This window comes from Streptomyces sp. NPDC002851, assembly GCF_053591935.1.
Map to the genome: position 1 here is coordinate 15,502 of NZ_JBSFUT010000042.1, position 26,170 is coordinate 41,671.

Below are 26,170 nucleotides of genomic sequence, written 5' to 3' on the forward strand. Positions count from 1 at the left end.
CGCCAGTGTCGCCGGACACAAGCAAGGGGTGGGTCGCTTTCCGGAGCGACCCACCCCTTCGAGTGAACGTGCGAGAAACCGCAGACAAGCGCAGGTCAGAGGAACGAGTTGATCTCGATCGTCTCGTCCCGGCCCGGGCCCACGCCGATCGCGGAGATCGGGGCGCCGGACATGTCCTCCAGGGCCTTCACGTACGCCTGGGCGTTCTTGGGGAGGTCCGCGAAGGTCTTTGCCTTCGTGATGTCCTCGGACCAGCCCGGGAGGTACTCGTAGACCGGCTTCGCGTGGTGGAAGTCGGTCTGGGAGTACGGGAGTTCCTCGACCCGCTTGCCGTCGATCTCGTAGGCCACGCAGACCGGGATCTGCTCCCAGCCGGTCAGGACGTCGAGCTTCGTCAGGAAGAAGTCGGTCAGGCCGTTCACGCGCGTCGCGTAGCGGGCGATGACCGCGTCGAACCAGCCGCAGCGGCGGTCCCGGCCGGTGGTCACACCGCGCTCGTGGCCGATGCTGCGCAGCGCCTCGCCGTCCTCGTCGAAGAGCTCGGTCGGGAACGGGCCCGCGCCGACGCGGGTCGTGTACGCCTTCAAGATGCCGATGACGCGGCTGATCTTCGTCGGGCCCACGCCCGCGCCCGTGCAGGCGCCGCCGGAGGTGGGGTTCGACGACGTCACGAAGGGGTACGTGCCGTGGTCCACATCCAGGAGCGTGCCCTGGCCGCCCTCGAAGAGGACGACCTTGCCGTCGTCGATGGCGTTGTTCAGGAGCAGCGTCGTGTCGGCGACGTACGGCTTGATCTGCTCCGCGTACGTCAGCATCTCCTCGACGATCTTGTCCGCCTCGATCGCGCGGCGGTTGAAGACCTTCGTCAGGAGCTGGTTCTTGGTGTCGAGGGCCGCCTCGACCTTCTGGTGCAGGATCGACTCGTCGTAGAGGTCCTGGACCCGGATGCCGACCCGGTTGATCTTGTCGGCATACGTCGGGCCGATGCCGCGGCCCGTCGTGCCGATCTTGCGCTTGCCGAGGAAGCGTTCCGTGACCTTGTCGACGGTGACGTTGTACGGCGTGATCAGATGGGCGTTGCCGCTGATCAGGAGCTTGGACGTGTCGACGCCGCGCTCGTTCAGGCCGCTCAGCTCGGAGAGCAGGACTGCCGGGTCGACGACCACGCCGTTACCGATCACGGGCGTACAACCGGGCGAGAGGATGCCGGAGGGGAGCAGGTGGAGCGCATACTTCTGGTCGCCTACGACAACCGTATGGCCGGCGTTGTTGCCGCCCTGGTAGCGCACCACATAGTCGACGGAGCCACCGAGCAGGTCGGTGGCCTTTCCCTTGCCCTCGTCACCCCACTGAGCACCGAGCAGCACAAGTGCGGGCACAGGCGTACACCCCTTCCGGGCGGGGCATGTCCAAGGCCAGGGGCGTGCACGGCTGCGCACACCGCGACCCTCGTTGGCCGCACCCGTCGGACCGGTGCCCCGGTATAGACGAAGCCCCTGGCGCAATAGCGCAAGGGGCTCTTGCACAAAGATGCTACCCGAGGAAGGACCGAGGTGTCGGCTCCGGAGCCCGCCGCGACCAGCGCCAAGCCGCTGCAGCCGCTACTGGTGGTCATCGACCCTCTTGCCCGCCGCAGTGACGGGGAGTCCGTCAGAATCGCGAAAGACGTGCTCAGCGCGGGCGGCGGCGCCGCCGGTCACGGGCAGCCCGTCAAGGTCTGCCTGCCGGACGGGCCCGAGGAATTCGCCCGCGCACTGGCCCGCCGGGGCTCGCGCCGCCCCGTGGTCATCGGCGACGACCGGGCCCTGATGCGGGCCGTGACCGCGCTGCACCGCGAGCGGGAGCTGGCCGACGCGGTGCTCTCCGTGGTCCCGGTCGGCCCCACGACCACGCTCACCCGGGCGCTCGGGGTGCCCGCGGGCGCGGTGGCGGCGGCGCGCGCGGCGCTCGACGGGGTGCCGCGGCGGCTCGACCTGCTCGTGGACGACAGTGACGGGGTGGTGCTCGGGCGCCTGGGCATTCCGTCGCCGGGGGCCGCCGCCGCGTCGCCGCCCGCCGAGGAATCCGACGGGGCGGAGGATCCCCGGGGGCCCTGGTGGGGGGCGCCGCTGCGCACCTGCCAGTCCCTGGTGCGGACCCTGGTACGGCCCGCGGCACCGCCCGCCGCCCGCTGGGGGACCGGCCCGTACCGGCTGCGCGTCGAGGTGGACGGCGTGACGCTGGTGGATCTGGACCAGCCGGTGGAGACCGTCTCGGTCCTGCCGGGCCGGGACGGGCTCGCGCGCGTGGAGGTGCGGCCCGCGTCGGTGGGCGCGGAGGCCACGCCGGTACGGGCCCGGGCCCGCTCGGTCACGGTGTCGGGGGCGGACTTCCGGTACCGGGCGGACGCGGCGACCTGCGGTCCGGTACGGACGCGGACCTGGGCGGTGCGGGCGGGGGCTTGGGAGCTCGTGGTGCCTTCTGACTAGCCGGAGGCTCTGGGTCTGGCTGCCTAGCCGGAGGTGCTGGATTTGGCCTGCTGACGCTCACGCCATTTCTCCATGATCCCTGGCAGCTCCTCCCGCAGGAACTCCAGGAACTCCGCCGTCTCCAGGAGCCGCTGGCCAGCCGGGGTGTCCTGGCCGAGGTGTGCGACGCCCTCGTGCATGGTGGCGGCCCAGCGCTTGAGGATGTAGTCGCGGTTGGTCATCGCCTCGTACCACTGGTTGTGCGTGACCCGGTATCGCTCGCGCCGTGAGCCCGGCTCGCGCTCGCGGTGGACCATGTTGACCTGGCTGAGGTAGCGGATCGCGCCGGAGACGGCCGCCGGGCTGACCTTCAGCCGCTCGCCCAGCTGGGCGGCGGTGAGCACGCCCTCGTCGGAGGTCATCAGGGCGGCGAAGACCCGGGACGGCATCCGCGTCATGCCTGCTTCCACCATCTGGGCGGCGAAAGTCTCGACGAAGCGCGAGACGACCGCCTCGTCCCGTCCGTACTCGTTCTGTTCAGCGTGCTCAGCGTGCTCAGCCATGACTCCGATCATCTCCCCTGGTCACCGGCCTAGCGCCGAGTTTATACGCTTCCTTAACTTCACAAATTTCTGAACGAAGCGTAATTTCGAAATCATGACGAAGGCAAACCGCGCCATTGAAGTATCCGGACTGCACAAGTCCTTCGGACGGACCCACGCGCTCGACGGCCTCGACCTCGACGTCGAGGCCGGCGAGGTCCACGGCTTCCTCGGGCCCAACGGCGCCGGGAAGTCCACCACCATCCGCGTCCTGCTCGGGCTGCTCCGCGCCGACTCCGGCGCCGCCCAGCTGCTCGGCAAGGACCCCTGGCACGAGGCGGTCGAGCTGCACCGACGGCTCGCCTATGTCCCCGGCGACGTAGAACTGTGGCCGAACCTGACCGGCGGCGAGGCCATCGACCTGCTCTCGCGACTGCGCGGCGGACTGAACAAGACGCGCCGTGACGAGCTGATCGAACGCTTCGACCTCGACCCGACCAAGAAGGGGCGGGCGTACTCGAAGGGCAACCGGCAGAAGGTCGCCATCGTCGCCGCGCTCGCCTCCGACGCCGAGCTGCTGCTCCTCGACGAGCCGACGGCCGGGCTCGACCCCCTCATGGAGGTGGTCTTCCAGGACGTCATCGGCGAGGCCAAGGCCGCGGGCAAGACCGTGCTGCTCTCCAGCCACATCCTGGCGCAGGTCGAGAAGCTCTGTGACCGGGTGAGCATCATCCGGCTCGGCAGGATCGTGCAGTCGGGCACGCTCACCGAGATGCGGCACCTGACCCGCACCACGGTCGAGGCCGAGACCGCGCGACCGGCCACCGGGCTCGACGCGCTGCCCGGCGTGCACCAGCTGAGCACCGACGGGGCGCGGGTGCGGTTCGCCGTCGATGGCACCGAACTCGACACCGTACTCAAGAAGTTGACCTCGTTCGGGATCCGCTCCCTGGTCAGCCACCCGCCGACGCTCGAAGAGCTGATGCTCCGCCACTACGGCGACGAGCTCGCCCAGAACGGTCACGGCAACGGCCGCGGCAGCAGCCGTACGGCCAAGAAGGAAGAAGTGCGATGAGCGGCACAAGCACCGGCGCAAGCACCCGCACCGGCACCGCCGCCAAGACCCCCGCACCCGCCACCGGGCGGACCGTCGCGGGCGGCAACGCCCTTGCCGGGACCCGCACCCTGATCCGGTTCGCACTGCGCCGCGACCGCGTCCGGCTGCCCGTGTGGATCCTCGCCCTGTTCATCGGCACCGTCAGCACGGCCAACAGCTACACGACGCTGTACGCCGAACCCGAGCAGCGCGACTCGGTCGTCAGGAGCATGGACAGCCCGGCCGGGCTCGCCATGACCGGTCCGCGCCACTACCTCGACGACTACAACTTCGGCGCCATGATGGGCCACCAGATGCTCGGCTTCATGGCCGTCATGGTCGGCCTGATGAGCGTCCTGATCATCACCCGGCACACCCGCGCCGAGGAGGAGACCGGCCGCGCCGAGCTGCTCCGCTCCACGGTCGTCGGCCGCCACGCGCACCTCGCGGCCGCCCTGACGGTGGCCGTGCTCGCCAACCTCGTCCTCGCGCTGCTCCTGGCCTTGGGCCTCGGCGGCCTGGGCGCCGAGGGCATCGACTCCGGCGGCTCGCTGCTCTACGGCGCCACGCACTTCGCGATCGGCCTCGTCTTCGCCGCGGTCGCCGCGGTCACCGCGCAGATCACGGCCCACACGCGCGGCGCCACCGGCATGGCGCTCGCCGCCATCGGCCTCGCCTACGTGCTGCGCGCCTCCGGCGACGCGGGCGGCGACAACGGCGCCCTCCTGTCCTGGCTCTCGCCGATCGGCTGGATCCAGCAGACGTACGTGTACGTCGACAACCGGTGGTGGCCGCTGCTGCTCTGCCTGGGCCTCGCGGCGCTCTGCGCCACGGCCGGGTTCGTGCTCTCCACCCGGCGGGACGTGGGCGCGGGCCTGCGCGCCGAGCGCCTCGGCCGCGCGACCGCGACGCACGCCCTGACCCGCCCGTTCGGCTTCGCGCTCCGGCTGCACCGCGGCATGCTCATCGGCTTCGGCGTGGGCCTGTTCGTGATGGGCGCGATGTACGGCTCGATCCTCGGGGACGCCGAGGACATGCTGAAGAACATCGACCAGATCCAGGAGGCCCTGCAGCGGGTCGGCGGCGCCACGGTCGCGGAGTCCTTCGCGTCGATGGTGATGATCGTCCTGACGGTGGTGGCGGCGGTGTACGTCGTCATGGCGGCCCTGCGGCCGCGCGCCGAGGAGACCGCGGGCCGCGCCGAACCCCTGCTCTCCACCGGGCTCTCCCGGGACCGCTGGGTCGGCAGCCACGTGACGGTGGCGATGCTCGGCGGCACGGTGCTGCTGCTCGCGGCCGGGCTGGGCATCGGCGTCGCGGGCGCGGCGTCGACCGGCGACGGCGGGCTCGTGCTCCGGCTGGCCGGCTCAGCGCTCGCGTACGCGCCCGCGCTGTGGGTGACGGTCGGAGTCGCGGTGGCGCTCTTCGGCTGGTTCCCGCGCGCCAGCGCCATGGCGTGGGTCGTCCCGGTGTACGCCTTCGTGGTCGGCTACCTGGGCGAGCTGCTCCAATTCCCCTCCTGGATGGACAACTTGTCCCCCTTCGGCCACGTACCGCAGCTCCCGGCTGCCGACCTGACCTGGACACCGCTGCTGCTCCTGACGGCGGTCGCGGCGGGGCTGACCTGGCTGGGGCTCGCGGGGTTCCGACGACGGGACTTGGAGCTGAAGTGACCCGGGCGTGACTCGGGGCAGACCCGTCATATGAACCCCTGAACCCCCGTCATACCTGAGAGCTACGCGGCAGGTGGGCTCTCGCGCGGGACGTGCGCGACACAGCGGCGTTCCTAGCTTTCTCTTCGTGGCCGAGCGGCCGGAACGTCCGGCCGCTCGGCCGGGAAGAGGGGGACCCACCCATGACGGACCGCCGCATGCCGTGGCCGCGGCTGCGCCGCACCGCGCTCGCCGCGCTGATCGCGGCCGCGATCGTGGTGCCGCTCTCCGGGGCCGTCCGCCCCGCCGTCCCCGCGCCCGAACCCGTGCGGCTCGCCGCCTCCGCGGGCCTCGCGGAGCGGTACGCCGCCCACCGCGCGAACGCCGCGCAGGCCGCCCGCCTCGCCGAGCGGGCCGGGGTCACCGGCCGGGCGGCCACCCTGCGGGCGATGGCCCGGCCCACGCGGCGGTTCCTGGAGTTCGACGCGCGCGGCGCGGGGCGTACCGCCGAGGTCTGGGGAGACCTGCGCCGCGCCGAACGGATCGCGGTCCTCGTGCCCGGCTCCGACACCGGCCTCGACACCTACGCCCGCTTCCGCCGCGGCGCCCAGGCCCTGTACGACCAGTCCCTGCACGACCGGGCCGGGCCACGGCTCGCGGTGGTCGCCTGGCTCGGGTACGAGACGCCCGGCACCGTCGCCCCGGAGACGCTCACCACCGGGCGCGCCGAGGACGCCGCCGTACAACTGACGCGGTTCGTAGGGGCGTTGCCGGGGGCACAGCCCGTCGCGCTGCTCTGTCATTCGTACGGGTCCGTGGTGTGCGGGCGGGCCGCCCCCGGGCTCGGCGGGCGGGTCCAGGACATCGCCGTGTACGGCAGCCCGGGCACCGGCGTCGACCACGCCCGTGACCTGCGCACCCGGGCCCGGGTCTGGGCCGGGCGCGGGGCCGGTGACTGGATCGGCGACGTACCGTTCACGCGGCTCGAACTCTTCGGCACCACCGTCGGGTTCGGCGCCGATCCGGTCGGCGCGGGCTTCGGGGCCCGGGTCTTCCCCGCGGGCGACGGCGGACACAGCGACTACCTGGAGCCGGGCTCGGTGGCACTGCACAGCCTCGCCCGGATCGCGCTGGGGTCCGTCCCGCAGGAGGCCGCGCATGCGTGATGTTCTCGCCCGCGTACGGCAGGCGGCGCGGCGGATCGATGCCGCGACGCCCGCCTCCCGGGACCGTTCCGTCGACGCGCTGCGCGCCCTCGCGATCCTCGGGGTCGTGCTCGGGCACTGGCTCGTCACCGCGCTGGTCGACGATGGTGCCGCGCTGCACGGCGCCAGCCCGCTGCAGCACCTGCCCCAACTGGCCCCGGTGTCCTGGGCGTTCCAGACGCTGGCCGTGTTCTTCCTGGTGGGCGGGCAGGTCGCGGCCCAGGGGTACGCCGCGGCGCGGGCGCGCGGGGTGGCGTACCGGCACTGGCTCGCCGCCCGGATGGCCCGGCTGTTCCGGCCGGTGGCCGCGCTGCTCGGCCTGTGGGCGGTGGCCACCGCCGGGCTGCTCGCGTCGGGCACGGAGCTCGACACCGTACGCACCCTGCTCAAGCTGGTTCTCTCGCCGCTGTGGTTCCTGCTGGTGTTCGCCGGGCTCACGGTCCTGACGCCGCTGGTGGCCCGGCTGCACCCGCTGTGGCCGCTGGCCGTGGTGCTCCACGTGGACCTGCTGCGCTTCGGGTTCGACTTCGAGTGGGACGGCGGGCCCGGGTGGGTGCGGGACCTGGGGTTCGTGAACGTCCTCGCGGGCTGGCTGGTGCCGTACTGCCTGGGTGCGGCGGTGGCCCGGGGCACGCTAAAGAGACACCGCCCAGGCTCGCGGTCCGTGGCGTGGGTGCTGTTCGCCGGGGGTGCCGGGGTGACGGCGGGCCTGGTGGTGTGGGGCGGCTACCCCGCGTCGATGGTCGGGGTGCCCGGCGCCGCGGTGTCCAACCTCTCCCCGCCGACCCTGGCGGCCGTCACGTTCGGGCTCGCGCAGTGCGGGCTTGCGCTGCTGCTCACCGGGGTGCTGCGGCGGGCGCTGCGCCGGCCGCTCGCCTGGGCGGCGGTGGCCGTGGTCAACCTGTCCGCCCTGACGATCTTCCTCTGGCACCAGACGGCGCTGCTCGCCGTGACCGCCTCCGGGTTGCTCGCGGGCCGGGGCGGCCCGCTGCCCGGTCTGCACACGGTGCCGGACGGGCCCGCCTGGGTCCTGGCCCGGCTCGCCTGGCTGCCGGTGTTCGCGCTGGCGTTGGGGGTCTGCTGGGCGGCGTTCCGGCGCGTCGAGCAGCGAGCGGGGGCGCGGCGGGGCGGGGGGACGGTTGTCGTACGCAGGCACATTCCCGAACACGGCCTAAGCTCGGATCGGCCCACGAGGGCCACCGGGGCGGGGGAAGCGTGACGAACACGATGAAGATGAAAACGGGGACGCGCACGAACACCCAAGCGCAGGGCCAAGCGCTGGGCCACGCGCTGCGCGCCCTGCGCCACGACCTGCTCACCCTGCACCGCGACCCGATGCCGCCGCTCACCTGGCCCCGCTGGCTCCGCCGACTCCCTCACGTCCTGTACACCCTGATCGCCCTGGACCTCGGCATCGTCAACGCCCTCACGACGTTGGAGAGCGAACGCCTCCCTCCGGGCGCGGTATGGCTGCTCGCCGCCCTGCACGCGGGCGCGGTCGTCCTCGCTCTGCTCCGCCCCGTCGCCGCCTGGTGGCTGGGCCTGGCCGCCGGGCTCGGCCTGGCCCTGCTGATCGCCGATCAGCCAACGTACAGCGGCATCCCGTGGCCGTGGACCGGCTTCGGCGTCGCCCTCCAGTGCGTCGTACTGCTGCTGCTTGCGCTGCGCGTACCGGCCAGGGCCACCGCCCTCGCGGTCACGGTCACGGCGGCACTCACGTACCTCGTGTCCGCGACGGTGCACGTCGACGGGGCGCATGGCCTCGCCTACGACTCCTCGCTCGCCGTCGTCCTGTTCGCCGTGGCGGCGGGCATCGGCGCGATCCTGCGCTGGGGGCGCGAGGCCCGTACGAAGCTCACGGCACAAGAAACCCTGACCGCCGAGGAACGGGCCCGACGCACTCTCCTGGAGGAGCGCAGCCGGATCGCCCGCGAACTGCACGACGTGGTCGCCCACCACATGTCCGTGATCTCCATCCAGGCCCAGGTCGCCCCGCACCTGGTGACGGACCCGCCGGAGGAACTCACCGAGAACCTCGCCGGGATCCGGGCCAACGCGGTGGACGCGCTCACCGAACTGCGCCGGGTGCTCGGCGTGCTGCGCGCGGACCTCGGCGCGGAGGGCGCGGACGGCGGCGCCCCGATCGCCCCGCAGCCGACCCTCGCCCAGCTGGGAGCGCTGCTCGACAACACCCGCGCGGCCGGGCTGACGGTGACGGACCGGTGCACCGGCCTCGACCGACCGCTGCCGCCCGGCGTGGAGCTCTCCGCGTTCCGTATCGTGCAGGAGGCACTGAGCAACGCGCTGCGGCACGCGCCCGGCTGCGACGTACGCGTGGAGGTCGCACGCGCCCAAAGCGGCCTGCGGGTCCGGGTCCTGAACAGTCGCCCGACCCGCGCCACGGCCGCCTCGCCCGGCGCGGGCCACGGGCTGCTCGGCATGCGCGAGCGGGCCGCGATGCTCGGCGGCGAACTCGCGACGGGACCGACCCCCGAGGGCGGCTACGAGGTGACGGCATTCCTGCCGCTGGAGCCACGGGAGGGCACCGCATGACGACGACCGCCGACGGCATGCCTCCGATCCGCGTACTCATCGCCGACGACCAGATGATGGTCCGCCAGGGCTTCACCGTGCTACTCAACGCCGAGACCGGCATCGAGGTGGTCGGACAGGCCGTCGACGGTCTGGACGCGGTCGCCCGTACCGCCGAACTCGCCCCCGACGTCGTCCTGATGGACATCCGTATGCCGGAGCTGAGCGGAATCGAGGCGACGCGCCGCATCACACGGGCGGACGGGAACGGGGCCGGGGCCGGGGCGAAAGTGCTGGTCCTGACCACCTTCGACCTCGACGAGTACGTCTACGAGGCCCTGCGCGCCGGTGCCTCCGGGTTTCTGCTCAAGGACGCGTCGGCGAGCCAACTCGCAGAGGCGGTAAGGGTGGTGGCGGCCGGGGACGCGCTGCTCGCGCCGGGCATCACCAAGCGCCTGATCGCGGAGTTCTCCCAGCTCGGCGCTCCGCGCGCGCCCACCCGTACCCGCTTGGAGGGCCTGACCGGGCGGGAGACGGAGGTACTCGCGCTGATCGCCCAGGGCTTGTCGAACGCGGAGATCGCGGAGCGGCTCGTGGTGGCCGAGCAGACGGTGAAGACCCATGTGGGCCGGATGCTGGTCAAGTTGGGCCTGCGGGACCGTACCCAGGCGGCGGTCTTCGCGTACGAGACGGGCTTGGTACGCCCGACCGGCTACTGACGGGACCGGGGGCTGAGTCGCCCCTTCAGAACGCCAACTGCGCGATCTCCTCCGCCACCACCGCGCACGCGTCCGCCGAAGGGTCGATCAGCGGAAAGTGGCCGACGCCCTCGAGGAGCGTGAGGCCCACCACCTCGCCCGCCCGGGCCGCCGCGTCCGCGAAGCCCTCCGCGACGGCGGGCGGCACCACGATGTCGTCACGGCCCTGCACCAGCGCCGTGGCGATGCCCGTGGGCAGCAGCAGCGACGGGTCGGCGAGGGCCCGGCGCTCCTCGAACCGGTCCTCGCCGCCGAGGAGTTGGACCGACGCCCCGGCGCAGACGTCGAGCTCGACCGCGCACCCGAAGTCCGCGATCGGGGCGAGCGCGACCACGCCGCGCAGCGGGGTCGGCCGCGCCAGATGCCACGGCGCGTCCTCGGGCAGCACATGCCGGGCCGCGGCCCACAGCGCCAGCTGACCGCCCGCCGAGTGCCCGGTCAGGACCGTGCGGCGCGGGTCGGCCTGCGGCAGGTGTACGGGAAGCAGCTTCGGCAGCGCGTCCAGGGCGGCGGCCACGTCGTCGAAGGTCTCCGGCCAGCGCCCGGCCACCGGCGCGTCCGCGTTCTGGTGCGGCACCAGGCTGCCCCGCCGGTACTCGACGTTGGCCACGGCGAAGCCCCTGCGGGCCAGGAAGTCCGCGAACGGGCTGAGGTGCATCCGGTCGTACGGGGCCCGCCAGGCCCCGCCGTGCAGCGCGACGACGAGCGGGGCGGGCGTGCGGGCCGCGCCCCGTGGCGCGTAGAAGTCGACCACCTGGTCGGGGTGTGCGCCGTAGGAGGCGGTGGCGTCGGGAGCGACCGGCGGGTGCCCGAACGCCGACTCGGCCTCCGCGGCATCACGGGCGACGGCGTCGTCCGACATAGGCTGACCGCCTTTCCGGGAGTGGGAGTTGGGGAGCCGGGGAGTTGGCGGAAGCGCCCGAGGGGCCGGGACCGACCCCCCCGGGCGCTCCACCACATTCAAGATCCGCCGGACGCTATCAGCCGAGGACTTCCCTGAGCACCCGGGCGGCCCGCTCCACCTCCGCGTAACTCACATAGAGCGGGGTGAATCCGAACCGCAGCACGTCCGGCGCGCGGTAGTCGCCCACCACGCCGCGCGCGATGAGCTCACCCATCACGGCCTCGGCCCCCTCGCAGCGCAGCGCCACCTGGCTGCCGCGCTCGGCGTGGGCCGCGGGGGTCAGCGAAGTGACCCGGCCCGCGGGCACGTACGCCTCGACGCACTCCAGGAAGAAGTCCGTCAGGGCAAGGGACTTGGCGCGTACCGCCTCGACCGACACCCCGTCCCACACCTCGAGGGCCGCCTCCAGGGCGAGCATCGAGAGGATGTCCGGCGTGCCGACCCGGCCACGCAGCGCACCGCCCGCGGGCTCGTACGCGGGCCGCATCCCGAACGGGTCGGCGTGCGAGTTCCAGCCCGGCAGCGGCGAATCGAAGGCCCCCTGGTGGCGTTCGGCGACATAGAGGTACGCGGGCGAACCCGGGCCGCCGTTCAGGAACTTGTACGTACAGCCGACCGCCAGGTCGACCCCGTGCGCGTCGAGCCCGACGGGCAGCGCGCCCGCGCTGTGGCACAGGTCCCAGATCGCGAGCGCCCCGGCGTCCCGTATCGCCGCCGTGATGCCGGGCAGGTCGTGCAGGCGCCCGGTGCGGTAGTCGACATGGTTGACGAGTACGGCGGCCGTGCGCGGGCCCACCGCCGCGGCGAGGTCACCCGGGGCGAGGGGGCGCAGCGTGCAGCCGGTGAGCCGGGCCGCGGACCGGGCGATATAGCCGTCCGTGGGGAACGTCGCCTCGTCGACCAGGATCTCGTCCCGCCCGTTGCCGGGCCCACCGGCCAGACGTACCGCGCCCACAACCGCCTTGAAAACATTGATACTTGTGGAGTCCCCGACCACGATCTGGCCGGGCGCGGCGCCCACGAGCGGCGCGATCCGGTCCCCGATCCGCTCGGGCGCGGTCCACCAGCCGGACTCCGTCCAGGAGCGGATCCGCAGCTCGCCCCACTCGCGGCGGACCACGTCCTCGACCCGCCCCGGCACGGCACGCGGCAGCGCGCCGAGCGAGTTCCCGTCCAGGTACACACCCGCGGCGTCAGCCGCATGATCAGACGCAGTATCGAGGACGAACTGCTCACGCAGCTTGGCCAGTTCGTCCGCGGTGTCGAGCGCCGCCGCCTTCGCTGCCTTCTCCGCCTCCGCTGCCTTCTTGGCATTCGTCTCAGACATGGCTGCGCGCCGTCCACAGCTCGGGGAACACGTTCTTCGTCGCGCGCTTCTCCAGCCAGGCGACCCCGGCCGAGCCGCCGGTACCGGCCTTGCTGCCCATCGCGCGCCGCGTCGCCACCAGGTGGTCGTTACGCCAGCGCCACACCAGCTCGGCGACGTCCGTCAGCGCCTCCCCGAGCCGGGCGAGTTCGGCGTACTCGTCGCTCTCCTCGGCCGCGTACACGGCGGTCCACACCGCCTCGACCTCGGGCGAGGGCTCGTACCGCTGGGACACATCGCGGTTCAGGACCCCGGCCGGTACGCCGTGGCCGCGCCGGGCGAGCAGCCGGAGCACCTCGTCGTACAGGCTCGGCTCGTGCAGCGCCTTCTCCAGCTCGGTGTGGACGCGGGGCGCGGCCCGGTGCGGCACGAGCATGGACGCGGACTTCTCGCCGAGCAGGAACTCCAGCCGCCGGTACATCGCGGACTGGAAGCCGGAGCCCTCGCCGAGGGCGGAGCGGTACGCGTTGAACTGGCCGGGGGTCAGCTGACCCAGCGGCCGCCAGGAGGCGTTCAGGGCCTCCAGTTCCCGCACGGAGCGCTTGAGCGCCGCCATGGCGGTGGGCACGTCGTCCCGGCGCAGGGCGCGGGACGCGGTCTCCCACTCGTGCACGATGACGGTGAACCAGAGCTCCATCACCTGCGTGGTGACGAGGAAGACCATCTCTCCTGGGTCGTCGGAGAGGGGGTGCTGGAGATGCGTGAGGACGTCGGCCTGGACGTAGTCCTCGTACGGGGTGGTGCCTGCGAAGTCGAGGTGCGGGGCCTCGGCCGTCTCGGCGGCGCCCCCTCCGGTTACCTCGTGGGACATCGCTGTCTCCTTGAACGAACTCCGGGTAGCGGTCCGCCCCTGCCGATGCCGGCACGGGGGCCCCGGTCCCCACCCGCATCTTCCGCAACACGCCCCGGTTCGAGCAAGCGCCGCCCCAGGCGTATACCCAGGGCAGCGCTCGCGTCGCTTCAGGCGTCAGCCCAGCGTGTCCGCGGCTTCCTGGGACGACTCCCGCAGGAACGTCGAGCAGCGCTCGTACTCCTCGGTCTCGCCGATCTCCCGCGCGGCCCGAGCCAAAGCGTGCAGCGCGCGCAGGAACCCGCGGTTCGGCTCGTGCCCCCAGGGGATCGGCCCGTGGCCCTTCCATCCGGCCCGGCGCAGCGCGTCCAGGCCGCGGTGGTAGCCGGTACGGGCGTACGCGTACGACTCGACGGTCCGGCCGCCCGCGAAGGCGTCGTCGGCGAGCAGCGCCCAGGCGAGCGAGGACGTCGGGTACTTCGCGGCGACATCCGCGGGTGCGGCTCCGCCCGCGAGCAGCTCGCGGGGCTCGGGCTCGTCGGGCAGGTGGGTCGGGGGCGGTCCCCCGAGCAGGTTCTCGTGAATCGACATGGCCCCAGTCTGCCTCGTCGGGGAACGGCGAAGGGCCCGGGTTCACCGTGGAGAACCCGGGCCCTGAAGCCGTACGAGGGCGACGTACCGCTTACTTCAGCTTGGTGCCGGTCGAGCGCAGCGACGTGCACGCCTCCGTGACGCGCTGGGCCATGCTCGCCTCGGCCAGCTTGCCCCAGGTGCGCGGGTCGTACGTCTTCTTGTTGCCGACCTCGCCGTCGACCTTCAGGACGCCGTCGTAGTTCTGGAACATGTGCGCCGCGACGGGGCGCGTGAAGGCGTACTGGGTGTCGGTGTCGAGGTTCATCTTCACGACGCCGTTCTCCAGGGCCGTGGCGATCTCCTCGGCCGTCGAGCCGGAGCCGCCGTGGAAGACGAAGTCGAACGGAGACGCCTTGCCGTACTTCTCGCCGACGCCCTGCTGGAGGTCCTTGAGCAGCTCGGGGCGGAGCACGACGTTGCCCGGCTTGTACACGCCGTGCACGTTGCCGAAGGAGGCGGCGAGCAGGTAGCGGCCCTTCTCGCCGAGGCCGAGCGCCTCAGCCGTACGAATGGCGTCGTCGACCGTCGTGTACAGCTCGTCGTTGATCTCGTGCGAGACGCCGTCCTCCTCACCACCGGTGGGAGTGATCTCGACCTCGAGGATGATCTTCGCGTTGCGGGCCTTCTCCAGGAGCTCCTGGCCGATGGCGAGGTTGTCCGCGAGCTTCTCGGCCGAGCCGTCCCACATGTGCGACTGGAACAGCGGGTTCTCGCCCTTGGCCACGCGCTCGGCGGAGATGTCGAGCAGCGGGCGGACGTACCCGTCGAGCTTGTCCTTCGGGCAGTGGTCGGTGTGCAGGGCGACGGTGATGTCGTACTTCTTGGCGACGATGTGCGCGAACTCGGCGAGCGCGACCGCGCCGGTCACCATGTCCTTGTTGTGCTGGCCGCCGAGGAACTCCGCACCACCCGTGGAGATCTGGATGATGCCGTCGCTCTCCGCCTCGGCGAAGCCGCGCAGCGCCGCGTGCAGAGTCTGCGAAGAGGTCACGTTGATGGCGGGGTAGGCGAACTTGCCTGCCTTCGCCCGGTCGAGCATCTCGTTGTAGACCTCGGGGGTTGCGATGGGCATCTGTCCGCTCCTTGTGATGTGCGGGTGTGGGTTTCTTGGCCCTGACCGGAGGGCCCCTCGCCACGGTGGGCTTCGCCGCCGTCGGCGCGAGGGAGCGACGTCATCGTCGACCCCATCTTTCCAGACTCGGCGGATTGCTCCAGCCGGTGCACGACGGGACACGACGGCTCCCGGCCAGGACTCGCCGGAACCCGCCGGAACCCGCCGGGAGGCTCAGTCGAGGCCCAGGTCCTCCTTCGAGTACGCGAAGACGTACGGCAGACCCGCATCGGCGATCTTCTCCGCCGCCCCGGTGTTCCGGTCCACGATGGTCGCCACCGCGACGACCTCGGCACCCGCCTCGCGCAGCGCCTCCACGGCGGTGAGCACGGAGCCGCCGGTGGTGGAGGTGTCCTCCACGGCGAGGACGCGGCGGCCCTTGACCTCGGCTCCCTCGATCCGCCGCTGAAGGCCGTGCGCCTTGCCCGCCTTGCGTACGACAAAGGCGTCCAGGGTCGTACCGCGAGCGGCGGAGGCGTGCAACATCGAGGTGGCGACCGGGTCGGCGCCGAGGGTCAGACCGCCCACCGCGTCGTAGTCGAACTCCGCGGTCAGATCGAGCATGACCTGACCGACCAGCGGCGCTGCCACGCCGTCCAGGGTGATCCGCCTCAGGTCGACGTAGTAGTCGGCCTCCTTGCCGGAGGAGAGCGTCACCTTGCCGTGCACCACGGCCTTGTCCTTGATCTGCTGCAGCAGCTCGCCGCGTACGTCACTCATGGCCGCCAGCTTACGGGCGCCGCCGCGGCCGCCTCACAGCCGCCGCCACGACCAGGTCATCTCGGCCTCGAGCGGCTCGATCGGGGTGACCAGGCGCGGGTGCGTGTTCAGACCGTTGGGCGGACCGGTCTGCGGCTCCACACAGACCGCCTCGGGCTGCTCGTCGTAGATCACCACCCACTGCTCCCGGCTCGCCACCTTCAGCTCGAGCTGCCCGGGCCAGGTGAGCGTGACGTCGACGCCGTCGGGCATCCCGAAGCAGTCGTCCCAGGGGCCCGGCTGTACGTCGACGCGCTTGCCGGTGGGGAGATGGTTCTCGCCGCGCTGCTCCTGCCAGGCGGCGTCGAAGGCGAGGTGTACGTCCGCGCCGTCCGCCTTGCCGTCTGCGGCATCGTCGGCGAGGCGCCGGTTGAACCAGGGGTGCCAGCCGAGCTGCGCCGGGAACGACTCCTCGTACGTCTCGATGCCCATCCGGACGGTGAGCCGGTCCGGGGCCAGCTCGAAGGTCTGGGTGACCCGGCCGCTGAACGGCCAGGGCTCGATCAGGTCGTACGTGAACGCCGCCTCGGTCTCCGTACGGCTCGCCCGGCGCCAGGCCCGGTCGCGGACGGTGCCGTGGATGGCGTGCGGGGGGTTGTTGACGGGCAGCTGGTAGCTCGTGCCGCCGTTGCGGAACCGGCCGTTCTCGGTCCGGCCGCACCACGGGGCCATCGGGAAGCTGCCGTAGCGGTCGCCTTGGCGCAGCACCTCGGTGCCGCCGATCCGCAGGCTGCCGATGCGACAGCCGTTCGCGCCCTGCACGGTCAGCTCGGCGTCACCGGCGATCAGGGTCGTCAGGGTGGAGGTGTCCTGTGTCGTCACGTACTCGACCCTACTGACGTGCTGCCGGAGGCCAGGTCCTGGCGTCGGACTCGCGCCGTCGCGGGCCACCTTCGCGGGCTCCCCTCACGGGCTCCCTTCGCGAGCTACCTGCGGCGGCGCAGGACCCGGCCCACGACGATCGCGGAGGCGACGACGAGTGCGGCGGCGGGGGCCGCCCAGCGCAGGGTGTCGGAGGCCGTGGCGGCCTGCGGCGCGGGCACGGGCGCGTACCGGCCGCGCGGCGGCGCGTGGTCGACCTCCTCGGCGCTGCGCCCGATCATCGTCCGGCGGGCGTGCGCGGCCTCGGCGGGCGGCGCGACGAAGGACGCGTCGGCGGCGTCCTGCTGGAAGGGGTCGAGGGAGGAGGGCGGGACGTCGGTCTCGAAGATCGAGATGTGCTCGTCCTCATCCGGCTCCGGTTCTTGCTGCGGTTCGGGCTCTTGCTGCTGCGAGCTCGGTTCCGTATCCGCGACCGTGGCGCCCAATGCCTCCGAGAAACGGTTGAGCAGCCGCTCGACCGCCCCGGACACCGCCGACGGCTCCAGCTCGGCCACCCGGCCGCTCCCCTTCCCCGCCCCGGAGAAGACGAGCCGGGTGCCGCCCTCGGCCGCCAACAGCCCTACCGTCAGGGCGACTTCGACCTGCCCGGAACCGCGGGCCTCGCTCGCGTCCCCTGTCACCTCGAAGGACCCGTCGTCCGCCGCGGTGACCCGCAGCGCGCCCCGGTACGTGATGGTGTGCCCCGCGATCCGCACCCGGAGCCGACCCGACAGGGGCTCGGCACCCTCCTGTGCGTCGCGCTGGAGTCCGGGGATGCTGCGCGCGACCCGCGCGGGGTCCGCCAGCGCCTGCCGCAGGGACTCTGCCTCCACCGGAACGAACACCTCATGCTCCATGCCCGCGAGACTACCCACGCAGCGGCGGTACGCACCCGGCTCTCGGCGCATTTCCTGCCGATCGCCGGACGGGCTTCCCTCCGATCGCCGGACGGGCTGGGTGGTGATCAGTACGCCGGATGCGTCAACGTCGAAGGAACCGCCCCCTCGACCCGTGTCCGCTCCACCGCACGCGCCCCCGCCCGCAGCGCCGCCCGGGTGAAGGAGTGGCGAGGTGGCTCGGAGCCGAGGGTCAGGGTCGGGGGCGTACGGGCGGCGAGGAGGAAGCCCCAGTCGCTCGGGGCGCGGGACGGGGTGAGGCGTCGGGCGGGGGCGGCGGTGGCGCGGTACGGGGCGGTGTGCAGGCCGGGTGCGCGGAGGCTGGCGTCGACGGTCCAGAAGGCGTGGGGGCGGGCGGACGGTGAGCCCGCGTGGACCGCGAGGCGTCCGTCGGGGGCAAGCAGCCGGGCGGCGAGGCCGAAGAATTCCTGTGAGTAGAGGCGGGTGGAGTCGGTGATGCCGGGGTCGGGCAGGTCCGAGATGACCACGTCGTACGCGCCTCGGCGGGCGCCGGTGGCGGACCGCTCGCGCAGCCAGCGGAACGCGTCCGCGATGGTGACCCGGAGCCGGTGGTCCTGGTACGCGTGCCGGTTCATGGCGCTGAGGGCCGGGTCGGTGCGGGCCAACTCGACGACGGCCGGGTCGAGTTCGACGAGGTCGACGCGGCGCACCCCGGGGTGCCTGAGCGCTTCGCGGGCGGCGAGGCCATCGCCGCCGCCAAGGATCAGGACGCGGGCGTGCGGGCCGCGCATCGCGGGGTGGACGAGGGCCTCGTGGTAGCGGTGCTCGTCCCGGCCGCTGACGGCGAGGCGGCCGTCGAGGAAGAGGTTGACCGGGCCGGTGCCGGTGCCGTGACCGGTGCCGGGCCCGCCGGTGACGGCGACCTCCTGGAGCCCCGTCTGCACGGCGACCCGTACGTCGGGGCCGTACACCGCCTCGCGCGCGGCCCGTTCGAAGGCGCCGACCCCGACGGCCGCCCCGGCGAGCAGCGCGAGGACGACGAGGTTGGCGATGAGCAGCGTCCAGCGGCCGCGCCGCGTGAGGTCGTACCGGAAGAGCCAGAGCACCAGGGCGCCACCGGCCACGGCGTTGACCGCGCCGGTGAGCAGGGCGCCGGTGAGCTGGCCGAGGAGCGGGAGCAGCAGGAAGGGGAAGGCGAGGCCGCCGACGAGGGCACCCACGTAGTCGGCGGCGAACAGGTCGGCGACGGCGCCGCCCGCGTCCTGTCTCCGTACGCGTTGGATGAGGGTCATGAGCAGCGGCACTTCGGCGCCGATGAGCACCCCGATGGCGAGCGAGAAGGCGACGAGCAGGACCCGGGTGCCGACGCCCGAGACGAACGTTCCGCCGCCCCAGACGAACCCGGCGTACAGGGCCATCGCACTGCCCCCACCGACGAGCGCGAGCGTCGCCTCGATGGCGCCGAATCCGGCCGCGGCGCGGCACCGCAGGCGCTTGGCGAGCAGCGAGCCGACGCCCATCGCGAACACCATCACGGAGAGCACGACGGATGCCTGGGTGACCGAGTCGCCGGTCAAGTAGGCGGCGAGGGCGACGAGTTCGAGCTCGTACACCAGGCCGCAGGCGGCGCAGACGAAGACCCCGGCGAGCACGAGGATCCGCCCGACGCGCGGCGACACGGGCAGCACGGCCGCACTCCGCGCCGCCGCCGACGGCCGGGCGACGGTCGGCGGCGCGACGGGTGGCGCCGTGCCTGCTGGTGAGGGTGCGGGATCCGTCGACGGTACGGCCGGTACGGCCGGTACGGAGGGCGCGCGGGGCACGGGCGGCGCGGGCGGTGCGGGTGGCGCGGGTGGTGCGGGCTCAATCACGACGGGAACGGTACGTCACCATACGGGCACGGACGGTAACTCATGCGTGTACCTCGGAGACCGGAGCGGCTCTCAGAGGAGCGGGCACGCGCGCCCCCAGGCGCGTTCGGGTGGCGACGAGTTGTCCCTCCTGGGGGTAGGCGTGCCAGGTACGCCAGTGGACCTGGCCCTCGTGCCGCTGGGCGAGCAGCGCCGTGAAGGCGTAGGGGCTGCCCGGGAACACCCCGGCGAGGCCGTGCGGATGGTCGGCGACGAGGGCGAGCAACTCCTGGGCGCGGCCCGCGAAGGAGCCCTGAGAGAGCAGTTCGACGCGGGCGGCGAACTCGTACTCCCAGTTGTCGACGCGCTTGGCGACGCCGAGCGGCAGCGGGGTGCTGCTGCCGGGGATGCAGGCCACGGTCTCCGAGCAACTGCCCTCCTCCTGCTCGATGAGGACCTGGTGCGAGGCACCGAGGAGTCTCAACTGAACCTTGGCACCGCCGAGTTCGAGGTCGAGGACGGCGAGCGCGGGCAGCGGCTCTCGCCCCAGGTCCCAGGCGAGGTCCGACGCGCGCGTGTCGGTGTAGGAGGTCTGAAGAGTCGTGAGCATGGGTCGGCTCCGCGAAGCACGAAGGGAGGGTGGGCCGGACCGACCGGATGGCGCACTGGAAGGCACACCGTGGGGGGTGATCGCCGGCTACTGCCCACGAGTGTCCGAGGGCTGTGGCGACGTGGACGTCGCCAAAGAGAAGCGAATCATGAACGGGGCCGCCGCCACAGCGTTTTTACCCAACTTCGCATGATTTCCCTCCCCAGGATGGCCCCGCAGTTCACCTGTTCTCAGGTCTTCTCATACCTTTTCGTTTTTCTGGGCCACGGCCCGGGGCATATCCCCCCACCATGTTCCGACCGGCGCGCGTTCGTTTTCGAGCGCCGCCCTCTGAACAAGGCGACGCCCGGCGGGAGTTGACCGCCCCGTCGCCGGGTCGGCCGGCTTCCGCCGGGCGTTGGGACAAGCTGCCCCGTGTCAGCCGTCCTGAATGCGGCTCAGCAACCGCCGCCGCCCCCGCCACCGCCGCCGCAGCCACCCCCGCCGCCGCCACCGCCGCCACCGCAGGAAGACCCGCCACCACAGGACGAGCCGCCGCCGTCACCGCCCCCGGCCCACCAGCCGCCACCGGCCGCGGAGCCACCCCCGTACGACCGGCGCCGCCGCTGGGACCCGGAGCCGGATCCGGCCTGGGCGACGAGCGCGATGAGCACCACTGCACCGACCATGACAAAGAAGAAGATCTCCATGACCCTCTCCCTCCTTTCCCCCGAGTTCCCCCTACGTTTTCCCGGAGCGGCTAGCCGCTCCGCGCTGTAGAAGGCGATTCCCCGGCGCCAAGGCGTCCCAAAGCAGAGTTGAGGAAGTCCAGAGGTTCGGCGCAGGATGACGCCCATGACCTCCTCGGGCACGACCTCCTCGGGCACGACCTCCACGGGACCCCACGACGGCGCGCGGCCGCTGCTCAACCGCCGCCTGGCCGAGTTCGGCACGACGATCTTCGCCGAGATGTCGGCGCTCGCGGTGCGCACCGGCGCGATCAACCTCGGCCAGGGCTTCCCCGACACCGACGGCCCCGAGGAGGTCAGGGAGGCGGCGGTCCGGGCCCTGCGCGACGGCCGCGGCAACCAGTACCCGCCGGGTCCCGGCATCCCGGAGCTGCGCACCGCGATCGCGGAGCACCAGCGGCGCCGGTACGGCCTGGCCTTCGACCCGGACACGGAGGTCCTGGTCACCGCGGGTGCCACGGAGGCGATCGCGGCCACGCTCCTGGCCCTGGTGGAGCCCGGTGACGAGGTGATCGCCTTCGAGCCGTACTACGACTCGTACGCCGCGAGCATCGCCCTGGCCGGCGGCCGCCGCGTCCCGCTGACCCTGCGCGCCCCGGACTTCCGCCCCGACCTCGACGCCCTGCGCGACGCGGTCACCGACCGCACCCGCCTGCTCCTCCTGAACTCCCCGCACAACCCGACGGGCATGGTCCTCACCCGCGAGGAGCTCACGGCCATCGCGGAACTGGCGGTCGAGCGTGACCTGATCGTCGTCACCGACGAGGTCTACGAGCACCTGGTCTTCGACGGCGAGCACATCCCGCTGATCTCGCTCCCCGGCATGCGCGAGCGCACGGTCTCGATCTCGTCCTCCGGCAAGACCTTCTCCTTCACGGGCTGGAAGGTCGGCTGGGTCACGGGTGCCGCCGCACTGGTGACGGCGGTCCGCACCGCCAAGCAGTTCCTGACGTACGTCTCGGCGGGCCCGTTCCAGTACGCGGTGGCGGAGGCGCTACGCCTGCCGGACACCTACTTCACGGACTTCCGCGCGGACCTGCGCGCCAAGCGCGACCTGCTTGCCGACGGCCTGACGGCGGCGGGCTTCACGGTACACCGCCCCCAGGGCACGTACTTCATCACCACCAACGTCGCCGCACTCGGCGAGCGGGACGCGGTGTCCTTCTGCCGCTCGCTCCCGGAGCGCTGCGGCGTGGTCGCGATCCCCAACTCGGTCTTCTACGACGACAAGGAGGCGGGGCGCACGCAGGTGCGGTTCGCGTTCTGCAAGCAGCGGGACGTCCTGAGCGAGGCGGCAGCCCGCCTTGGACGGCTCAAATGAGGCGGCTCAAATGAGAGGGAGTCCGGGGCATCAGCCCCGGACTCCCTTCTCATGCGAGAGGCGTTACGCCTCGTCGTCGGGCTTCTCGGCCGAGTCCACGTCCTCGACGAGACCGAGGTGGTCGACCAGCCAACGGTCGAACTCGATCGCCGCGCGCACCCAGCTGACCGTCGACGACACGAAGTGCTCAAGGCTGACGCCGGTGCCGATCAGCATCTGCGCCTCGCCGATGAGGCGGATCGAGGGCTTCGCGCCCTCCTCCGGCTCGTGGGTGTGGCTGTAGACCTTGGGCCACAGAGTGCGGCGGTTCCAGTCGTCGATCGCGTCCAGGATCTGCGGCTTGGACTCGATCGCGTGCGGCCGGTCGTAGAACGTACGCACAGAGAAGACCTGCTGCTCGCCTTCGCCGCGGAACATGAAGTACGTCCGGAAGTTCTCCCACGGCGCCGCGAGGTCCCCCTCTTCGTCGACGACGTGCTTGAGCTCCATCTGGTCCAGGAGCTGCTTGACGAGGTCCTGGTCCGGGACGACGGGGCCCGCCGGTCCTGCGCCCTGCTGCGGTTCGGGCTGGCCCCCGAAATTCGGAATCGAGGACGGGTCGATGCTCACCGTGTATTTCCCTTCGTACGGATCCGCCCATCCTCCACCATCCGGTGCGGGGGGATGCAAGCCCCGCCGCACCGCGCATACCGCTGTGGGTGCCGGTTCCGCCGAGGGCGGAACGGGTGGGCACAGCCCACGGCGCCGAGTCCGCTGACGGACGACGCTCACTGCGCACGTCCGACGAGCAATCCCGCGTCCCCGGCCACGTCGACCCGCACCGTATCCCCGTCGCGTACCTCCCCGGCCAGGATCTCCTTCGCGAGCCGGTCCCCGATCGCCGTCTGCACCAGGCGGCGCAGCGGCCGCGCCCCGTACGCCGGGTCGTTGCCCTCGTCCGCCAGCCAGGTCAGGGCCTCGGGCGTGACGTCGAGGGTGAGGCGGCGGTCGGCGAGGCGGCGGGCGAGCCGGTCGACCTGGAGCCGCGCGATGTGCCGCAGCTCGTCCTTGCTGAGGGCGGAGAACACCACCAGGTCGTCGAGGCGGTTGAGGAACTCCGGCTTGAAGGACGTCCGTACGACCTCCAGGACCTGCTGCTTCTTCTCCTCCTCACTCGTCAGCGGCTCGACGAGGTACTGGCTGCCGAGGTTCGAGGTCAGGATCAGGATGGTGTTGCGGAAGTCCACCGTGCGCCCCTGGCCGTCGGTGAGGCGGCCGTCGTCGAGGACCTGGAGCAGGATGTCGAAGACTTCCGGGTGCGCCTTCTCCACCTCGTCGAGCAGCACCACGCTGTACGGGCGGCGGCGCACCGCCTCGGTGAGCTGGCCGCCCTCCTCGTAGCCGACGTAGCCGGGGGGCGCGCCGACGAGCCGGGCGACGCTGTGCTTCTCGCCGTACTCACTCATGTCGATACGGACCATGGCCCGCTCGTCGTCGAAGAGGAAGTCCGCGAGCGCCTTGGCGAGTTCGGTCTTGCCGACGCCGGTAGGGCCGAGGAAGACGAAGGATCCGGTGGGCCGGTCGGGGTCCGCGATACCGGCACGTGTCCGGCGTACCGCGTCCGAGACGGCACGCACGGCCTCGGACTGGCCGATGAGCCGCTTGCCGAGCTCGTCCTCCATGCGCAGGAGCTTCTGCGTCTCGCCTTCGAGGAGCCGTCCGGCGGGGATGCCGGTCCAGGAGCCGACGACGTCCGCGATGTCGTCCGGGCCGACCTCCTCCTTGACCATGGTGTCCTTGGCGGCTTCCGCCTCCGCCTCGGCCTCGCTCGCGGCCGCCAACTCCCGTTCCAGGGCCGGGATCTCGCCGTAGAGCAGCTTGGACGCGGTGTCGAAGTCGCCGTCGCGCTGGGCGCGTTCGGCCTGGCCGCGCAGGTCGTCCAGGGTCTCCTTGAGCTCACCGACGCGGTTGAGGGAGGTCTTCTCCTTCTCCCAGCGGGCGGTGAGGCCGCGCAGCTCCTCCTCGCGGTCGGCGAGGTCACGCCGCAGCTTCTCGAGCCGCTGCTTGCTGCTGTCGTCCGTCTCCTTGCTGAGCGCCAGCTCCTCCATCTTCAACCGGTCGACGGAGCGCTGGAGTTCGTCGATCTCGACGGGCGAGGAGTCGATCTCCATCCGGAGCCGGGACGCGGCCTCGTCGACCAGGTCGATGGCCTTGTCCGGCAGGTACCGCGAGGTGATGTACCGGTCGGAGAGCGAGGCGGCGGCGACGAGCGCACCGTCCGAGATCTGCACCTTGTGGTGCGCCTCGTAGCGCCCCTTGAGCCCGCGCAGAATGGCGATGGAGTCCTCGACGGACGGCTCGGCGACCAGGACCTGCTGGAACCGGCGCTCGAGGGCGGCGTCCTTCTCGATCCGCTCCCGGTACTCGTCGAGGGTGGTGGCCCCGACCATGCGCAGCTCACCGCGCGCGAGCATCGGCTTGAGCATGTTGCCCGCGTCCATGGCGGAGTCGCCCCCGGCCCCGGCGCCCACGACGGTGTGCAGCTCATCGATGAACGTAATGATCTGCCCGTCGCTCTCCTTGATCTCGGAGAGCACGCTCTTGAGCCGTTCCTCGAACTCGCCGCGGTACTTCGCACCCGCGACCATCGCGCCCAGGTCGAGCGAGACGAGCCGCTTGTCGCGCAGGGACTCGGGTACGTCGCCCTTCACGATCCGCTGCGCGAGGCCCTCGACGACGGCGGTCTTGCCGACGCCGGGCTCACCGATGAGCACGGGGTTGTTCTTCGTACGCCGGGAGAGCACCTGCACCACGCGCCGGATCTCCTGATCCCGCCCGATGACGGGATCGAGCTTGCCCTCGCGCGCGGCGGCGGTGAAGTCCGTCCCGAACTTCTCCAGAGCCTTGTACTGGCCCTCCGGGTCCGGGGTCGTCACCCGGCGCCCTCCCCTGCTCTTCTCGAACGCGTCCAGGAGCTTCTTGGCGGTGGCTCCCTCCTGTGAGAGTACGTCGCCCGCCTTGCCGCCGTTCGCGGCGATCCCGATGAGGAGGTGCTCGGTGGACAGGTACTCGTCGCCGAGCTTCTTGGCGCGCTCGGCGGCGTCGTTGATCACGGCGAGCAGCTCGCGGTTGGGCTGCGGCGGCGCCACCGTGGAGCCGGTGACGCTGGGCTGTGCGGCGAGCACGCGCTCGGCGCCGGCGCGCACGGCGGCCTGGTCGGCCTCGACGGCGGCGAGCAGATCGGTGATGTTCTCGTTCTCCTGGCCCTCCAGGAGCGACAGAAGCAGATGCGCCGGGGTCAGGTCCGGGTGCCCGCCCGAAACGGCCCTGCTGGTGGCCGCATTGATCGCATCCCTGCTCCGGTTCGTCAGCTCGGCGTCCACGTGCGCTCTTCCTCCTCCTTGCCCTGCGGCCCCTTGCCCTCTCAAGGAACACTGACGGAGTCAACGTACACAAAGTTGAGTCTATTCCGCTCAAGGCGAGGGCGCACGGGTCCACTCGGAAGTAAGAGGCGGCAAAACGACAGCGGCGCCACCGTGACCTCAGGTTCACGATGGCGCCGCTGCGGGGGGAAGCGCCCGAGCGATCTACTACGACGGGGGAATCGCGTCAGGCACTGCGGGGGGTGGCGGGGATGGCTTCCGGCTCGACCAGTTCGTGGTCACGCTGGTCAAGGTTCACGAAGATCATTCCGTAGCGGATGGCACAGCGCACCGGCTGTGGCGCACCACGTGGCTTGCGGAGGCAGCGGTAGGCCCGGATGTCGTCCTCCTCGTCACGCGCGACGACGATCGGCTCACCGAAGAGGGTGACCATCAACGAGTCGCCGGGGCAGTCCAGGGCGGTGACGAGGTCGATGAAGTGCCAGCCGGAGCGGTAGGCGGAAGCCATCTCGCGGCGGAAACGTGTGTCTTCAGGGATGCTCATGCTGTCAGTCCCAGCCCGGGTCGGTGGTGGTGGCGACGATCCAGCCGGGGTCGCTGGCCGACGCGGTGCGCCAGCCGGGGTCGCTGGATGCCGCGACTGTGGTGGACGCCCGCGCACCGGCGTCCTCGGCCGACTCCACGATCCCCACCGCGGCAGCGGCGACGAAGGCGACAGCAATCACTGTGCGTATGAGTCTCTTGGCCATTACCGAGCAACCTCACTTGATGATGTCGCGTCCTAGC

25 protein-coding genes are annotated in these 26,170 nt (G+C 72.0%); 8 read left to right on the forward strand and 17 right to left on the reverse strand.

The window, feature by feature from the left end:
• Window positions 1–95: 95 nt before the first annotated feature.
• The gene (locus tag ACWD10_RS32340; RefSeq protein WP_451097226.1) at window positions 96–1,379 is read right to left on the reverse strand and encodes an adenylosuccinate synthase; all 1,284 of its coding nucleotides are present in this window, start codon (window positions 1,377–1,379) and stop codon (window positions 96–98) included.
• 174 nt (window positions 1,380–1,553) lie between these two features.
• Here ACWD10_RS32340 and ACWD10_RS32345 point away from each other — a divergent pair, with 174 nt between their 5' ends.
• Complete coding sequence (locus ACWD10_RS32345; RefSeq protein ID WP_451097227.1) at window positions 1,554–2,468, forward strand: diacylglycerol kinase; 915 nt, start codon at window positions 1,554–1,556, stop codon at window positions 2,466–2,468.
• Between the two features lie 23 nt (window positions 2,469–2,491).
• Here ACWD10_RS32345 and ACWD10_RS32350 read toward each other — a convergent pair whose 3' ends face one another.
• Complete coding sequence (locus tag ACWD10_RS32350; RefSeq protein WP_451097228.1) at window positions 2,492–3,010, reverse strand: GbsR/MarR family transcriptional regulator; 519 nt, start codon at window positions 3,008–3,010, stop codon at window positions 2,492–2,494.
• Window positions 3,011–3,104: 94 nt separating this feature from the next.
• Between ACWD10_RS32350 and ACWD10_RS32355 the strand changes: the two genes are divergently transcribed.
• The 6 genes from ACWD10_RS32355 (at window position 3,105) to ACWD10_RS32380 (ending at window position 10,193) form a co-directional block, all read left to right on the forward strand.
• On the forward strand, window positions 3,105–4,064 hold the full coding sequence (locus tag ACWD10_RS32355; protein ID WP_451097229.1) for an ATP-binding cassette domain-containing protein: 960 nt from the start codon (window positions 3,105–3,107) through the stop codon (window positions 4,062–4,064).
• The gene (locus ACWD10_RS32360; protein ID WP_451097230.1) at window positions 4,061–5,758 is read left to right on the forward strand and encodes an ABC transporter permease; all 1,698 of its coding nucleotides are present in this window, start codon (window positions 4,061–4,063) and stop codon (window positions 5,756–5,758) included. Before ACWD10_RS32355 ends, ACWD10_RS32360 begins: the two co-directional genes overlap by 4 nt.
• Window positions 5,759–5,940: 182 nt before the next feature.
• Window positions 5,941–6,903: an alpha/beta hydrolase gene (locus ACWD10_RS32365; protein WP_451097231.1), complete on the forward strand. Its 963-nt coding sequence runs from the start codon at window positions 5,941–5,943 to the stop codon at window positions 6,901–6,903.
• Window positions 6,896–8,161: an acyltransferase family protein gene (locus ACWD10_RS32370; protein WP_451097232.1), complete on the forward strand. Its 1,266-nt coding sequence runs from the start codon at window positions 6,896–6,898 to the stop codon at window positions 8,159–8,161. The genes ACWD10_RS32365 and ACWD10_RS32370 overlap by 8 nt, the downstream gene beginning before the upstream one ends.
• Window positions 8,158–9,495: a sensor histidine kinase gene (locus tag ACWD10_RS32375; RefSeq protein ID WP_451097233.1), complete on the forward strand. Its 1,338-nt coding sequence runs from the start codon at window positions 8,158–8,160 to the stop codon at window positions 9,493–9,495. The genes ACWD10_RS32370 and ACWD10_RS32375 overlap by 4 nt, the downstream gene beginning before the upstream one ends.
• Entirely contained in the window at window positions 9,492–10,193 is a 702-nt protein-coding gene (locus tag ACWD10_RS32380; RefSeq protein WP_451097234.1) for a response regulator, read from the forward strand. The genes ACWD10_RS32375 and ACWD10_RS32380 overlap by 4 nt, the downstream gene beginning before the upstream one ends.
• A 25-nt stretch (window positions 10,194–10,218) precedes the next feature.
• Here the strand turns inward: ACWD10_RS32380 and ACWD10_RS32385 are convergent, their stop codons facing one another.
• The 11 genes from ACWD10_RS32385 to ACWD10_RS32435 form a co-directional block, all read right to left on the reverse strand.
• On the reverse strand, window positions 10,219–11,094 hold the full coding sequence (locus ACWD10_RS32385; RefSeq protein ID WP_451097235.1) for an alpha/beta hydrolase family protein: 876 nt from the start codon (window positions 11,092–11,094) through the stop codon (window positions 10,219–10,221).
• A 118-nt stretch (window positions 11,095–11,212) separates the two neighbouring features.
• Window positions 11,213–12,463: a kynureninase gene (gene kynU, locus ACWD10_RS32390; protein WP_451097236.1), complete on the reverse strand. Its 1,251-nt coding sequence runs from the start codon at window positions 12,461–12,463 to the stop codon at window positions 11,213–11,215.
• On the reverse strand, window positions 12,456–13,313 hold the full coding sequence (locus ACWD10_RS32395; RefSeq protein ID WP_451097237.1) for a tryptophan 2,3-dioxygenase family protein: 858 nt from the start codon (window positions 13,311–13,313) through the stop codon (window positions 12,456–12,458). The genes kynU and ACWD10_RS32395 overlap by 8 nt, the downstream gene beginning before the upstream one ends.
• 156 nt (window positions 13,314–13,469) lie before the next feature.
• A complete protein-coding gene (locus ACWD10_RS32400) occupies window positions 13,470–13,883 on the reverse strand; it encodes a DUF3151 domain-containing protein (RefSeq protein ID WP_451097238.1) in 414 nt (137 codons plus the stop codon).
• A gap of 91 nt (window positions 13,884–13,974) precedes the next feature.
• Window positions 13,975–14,997, reverse strand: a complete 1,023-nt coding sequence (gene fbaA, locus ACWD10_RS32405; protein WP_451097239.1) for a class II fructose-bisphosphate aldolase — start codon at window positions 14,995–14,997, stop codon at window positions 13,975–13,977.
• A gap of 213 nt (window positions 14,998–15,210) precedes the next feature.
• Complete coding sequence (gene pyrE, locus ACWD10_RS32410) at window positions 15,211–15,756, reverse strand: orotate phosphoribosyltransferase (protein WP_451097240.1); 546 nt, start codon at window positions 15,754–15,756, stop codon at window positions 15,211–15,213.
• Window positions 15,757–15,789: 33 nt separating this feature from the next.
• On the reverse strand, window positions 15,790–16,617 hold the full coding sequence (locus tag ACWD10_RS32415) for an aldose epimerase family protein (protein ID WP_451097241.1): 828 nt from the start codon (window positions 16,615–16,617) through the stop codon (window positions 15,790–15,792).
• Between the two features lie 104 nt (window positions 16,618–16,721).
• Window positions 16,722–17,513: an SRPBCC domain-containing protein gene (locus ACWD10_RS32420; RefSeq protein ID WP_451097242.1), complete on the reverse strand. Its 792-nt coding sequence runs from the start codon at window positions 17,511–17,513 to the stop codon at window positions 16,722–16,724.
• A 107-nt stretch (window positions 17,514–17,620) separates the two neighbouring features.
• The gene (locus ACWD10_RS32425; protein ID WP_451097243.1) at window positions 17,621–19,384 is read right to left on the reverse strand and encodes a polyamine aminopropyltransferase; all 1,764 of its coding nucleotides are present in this window, start codon (window positions 19,382–19,384) and stop codon (window positions 17,621–17,623) included.
• Between the two features lie 40 nt (window positions 19,385–19,424).
• Window positions 19,425–19,973: a DUF2617 family protein gene (locus tag ACWD10_RS32430; protein ID WP_451097244.1), complete on the reverse strand. Its 549-nt coding sequence runs from the start codon at window positions 19,971–19,973 to the stop codon at window positions 19,425–19,427.
• 437 nt (window positions 19,974–20,410) lie between these two features.
• Window positions 20,411–20,662, reverse strand: coding sequence for a hypothetical protein (locus ACWD10_RS32435; RefSeq protein WP_451097245.1), 252 nt, complete (start codon window positions 20,660–20,662; stop codon window positions 20,411–20,413).
• Window positions 20,663–20,807: 145 nt separating this feature from the next.
• On the opposite strand from ACWD10_RS32435, the gene ACWD10_RS32440 reads away from it, so the two are divergent.
• The gene (locus ACWD10_RS32440; protein WP_451097246.1) at window positions 20,808–22,022 is read left to right on the forward strand and encodes a pyridoxal phosphate-dependent aminotransferase; all 1,215 of its coding nucleotides are present in this window, start codon (window positions 20,808–20,810) and stop codon (window positions 22,020–22,022) included.
• A 63-nt stretch (window positions 22,023–22,085) separates the two neighbouring features.
• On the opposite strand, the gene ACWD10_RS32445 is transcribed toward ACWD10_RS32440, so the two are convergent.
• The 4 genes from ACWD10_RS32445 to ACWD10_RS32460 all read right to left on the reverse strand — a co-directional run bounded on the left by ACWD10_RS32445 (window position 22,086) and on the right by ACWD10_RS32460 (window position 26,133).
• Window positions 22,086–22,631, reverse strand: coding sequence for a YbjN domain-containing protein (locus ACWD10_RS32445; protein WP_451097247.1), 546 nt, complete (start codon window positions 22,629–22,631; stop codon window positions 22,086–22,088).
• A 158-nt stretch (window positions 22,632–22,789) separates the two neighbouring features.
• Complete coding sequence (clpB, locus tag ACWD10_RS32450; protein WP_451097248.1) at window positions 22,790–25,384, reverse strand: ATP-dependent chaperone ClpB; 2,595 nt, start codon at window positions 25,382–25,384, stop codon at window positions 22,790–22,792.
• 226 nt (window positions 25,385–25,610) lie between these two features.
• Complete coding sequence (locus ACWD10_RS32455; RefSeq protein WP_451097249.1) at window positions 25,611–25,928, reverse strand: (2Fe-2S)-binding protein; 318 nt, start codon at window positions 25,926–25,928, stop codon at window positions 25,611–25,613.
• 4 nt (window positions 25,929–25,932) lie between these two features.
• The gene (locus ACWD10_RS32460; protein ID WP_451097250.1) at window positions 25,933–26,133 is read right to left on the reverse strand and encodes a hypothetical protein; all 201 of its coding nucleotides are present in this window, start codon (window positions 26,131–26,133) and stop codon (window positions 25,933–25,935) included.
• Between the last annotated feature and the right edge of the window lie 37 nt (window positions 26,134–26,170).

Coding starts and splice junctions, on each gene's coding strand:
- ACWD10_RS32420 (WP_451097242.1), bottom strand. CDS start 17,513: ATGGAGCATGAGGTGTTCGTTCCGGTGGAGGCAGAGTCCCTGCGGCAG.
- ACWD10_RS32460 (WP_451097250.1), bottom strand. CDS start 26,133: ATGGCCAAGAGACTCATACGCACAGTGATTGCTGTCGCCTTCGTCGCC.
- ACWD10_RS32380 (WP_451097234.1), top strand. CDS start 9,492: ATGACGACGACCGCCGACGGCATGCCTCCGATCCGCGTACTCATCGCC.
- ACWD10_RS32395 (WP_451097237.1), bottom strand. CDS start 13,313: ATGTCCCACGAGGTAACCGGAGGGGGCGCCGCCGAGACGGCCGAGGCC.
- ACWD10_RS32370 (WP_451097232.1), top strand. CDS start 6,896: ATGCGTGATGTTCTCGCCCGCGTACGGCAGGCGGCGCGGCGGATCGAT.
- ACWD10_RS32455 (WP_451097249.1), bottom strand. CDS start 25,928: ATGAGCATCCCTGAAGACACACGTTTCCGCCGCGAGATGGCTTCCGCC.
- ACWD10_RS32355 (WP_451097229.1), top strand. CDS start 3,105: ATGACGAAGGCAAACCGCGCCATTGAAGTATCCGGACTGCACAAGTCC.
- ACWD10_RS32430 (WP_451097244.1), bottom strand. CDS start 19,973: ATGCTCACGACTCTTCAGACCTCCTACACCGACACGCGCGCGTCGGAC.
- ACWD10_RS32385 (WP_451097235.1), bottom strand. CDS start 11,094: ATGTCGGACGACGCCGTCGCCCGTGATGCCGCGGAGGCCGAGTCGGCG.
- fbaA (WP_451097239.1), bottom strand. CDS start 14,997: ATGCCCATCGCAACCCCCGAGGTCTACAACGAGATGCTCGACCGGGCG.
- ACWD10_RS32365 (WP_451097231.1), top strand. CDS start 5,941: ATGACGGACCGCCGCATGCCGTGGCCGCGGCTGCGCCGCACCGCGCTC.
- ACWD10_RS32435 (WP_451097245.1), bottom strand. CDS start 20,662: ATGGAGATCTTCTTCTTTGTCATGGTCGGTGCAGTGGTGCTCATCGCG.
- ACWD10_RS32400 (WP_451097238.1), bottom strand. CDS start 13,883: ATGTCGATTCACGAGAACCTGCTCGGGGGACCGCCCCCGACCCACCTG.
- ACWD10_RS32350 (WP_451097228.1), bottom strand. CDS start 3,010: ATGGCTGAGCACGCTGAGCACGCTGAACAGAACGAGTACGGACGGGAC.
- kynU (WP_451097236.1), bottom strand. CDS start 12,463: ATGTCTGAGACGAATGCCAAGAAGGCAGCGGAGGCGGAGAAGGCAGCG.
- ACWD10_RS32440 (WP_451097246.1), top strand. CDS start 20,808: ATGACCTCCTCGGGCACGACCTCCTCGGGCACGACCTCCACGGGACCC.
- pyrE (WP_451097240.1), bottom strand. CDS start 15,756: ATGAGTGACGTACGCGGCGAGCTGCTGCAGCAGATCAAGGACAAGGCC.
- ACWD10_RS32360 (WP_451097230.1), top strand. CDS start 4,061: ATGAGCGGCACAAGCACCGGCGCAAGCACCCGCACCGGCACCGCCGCC.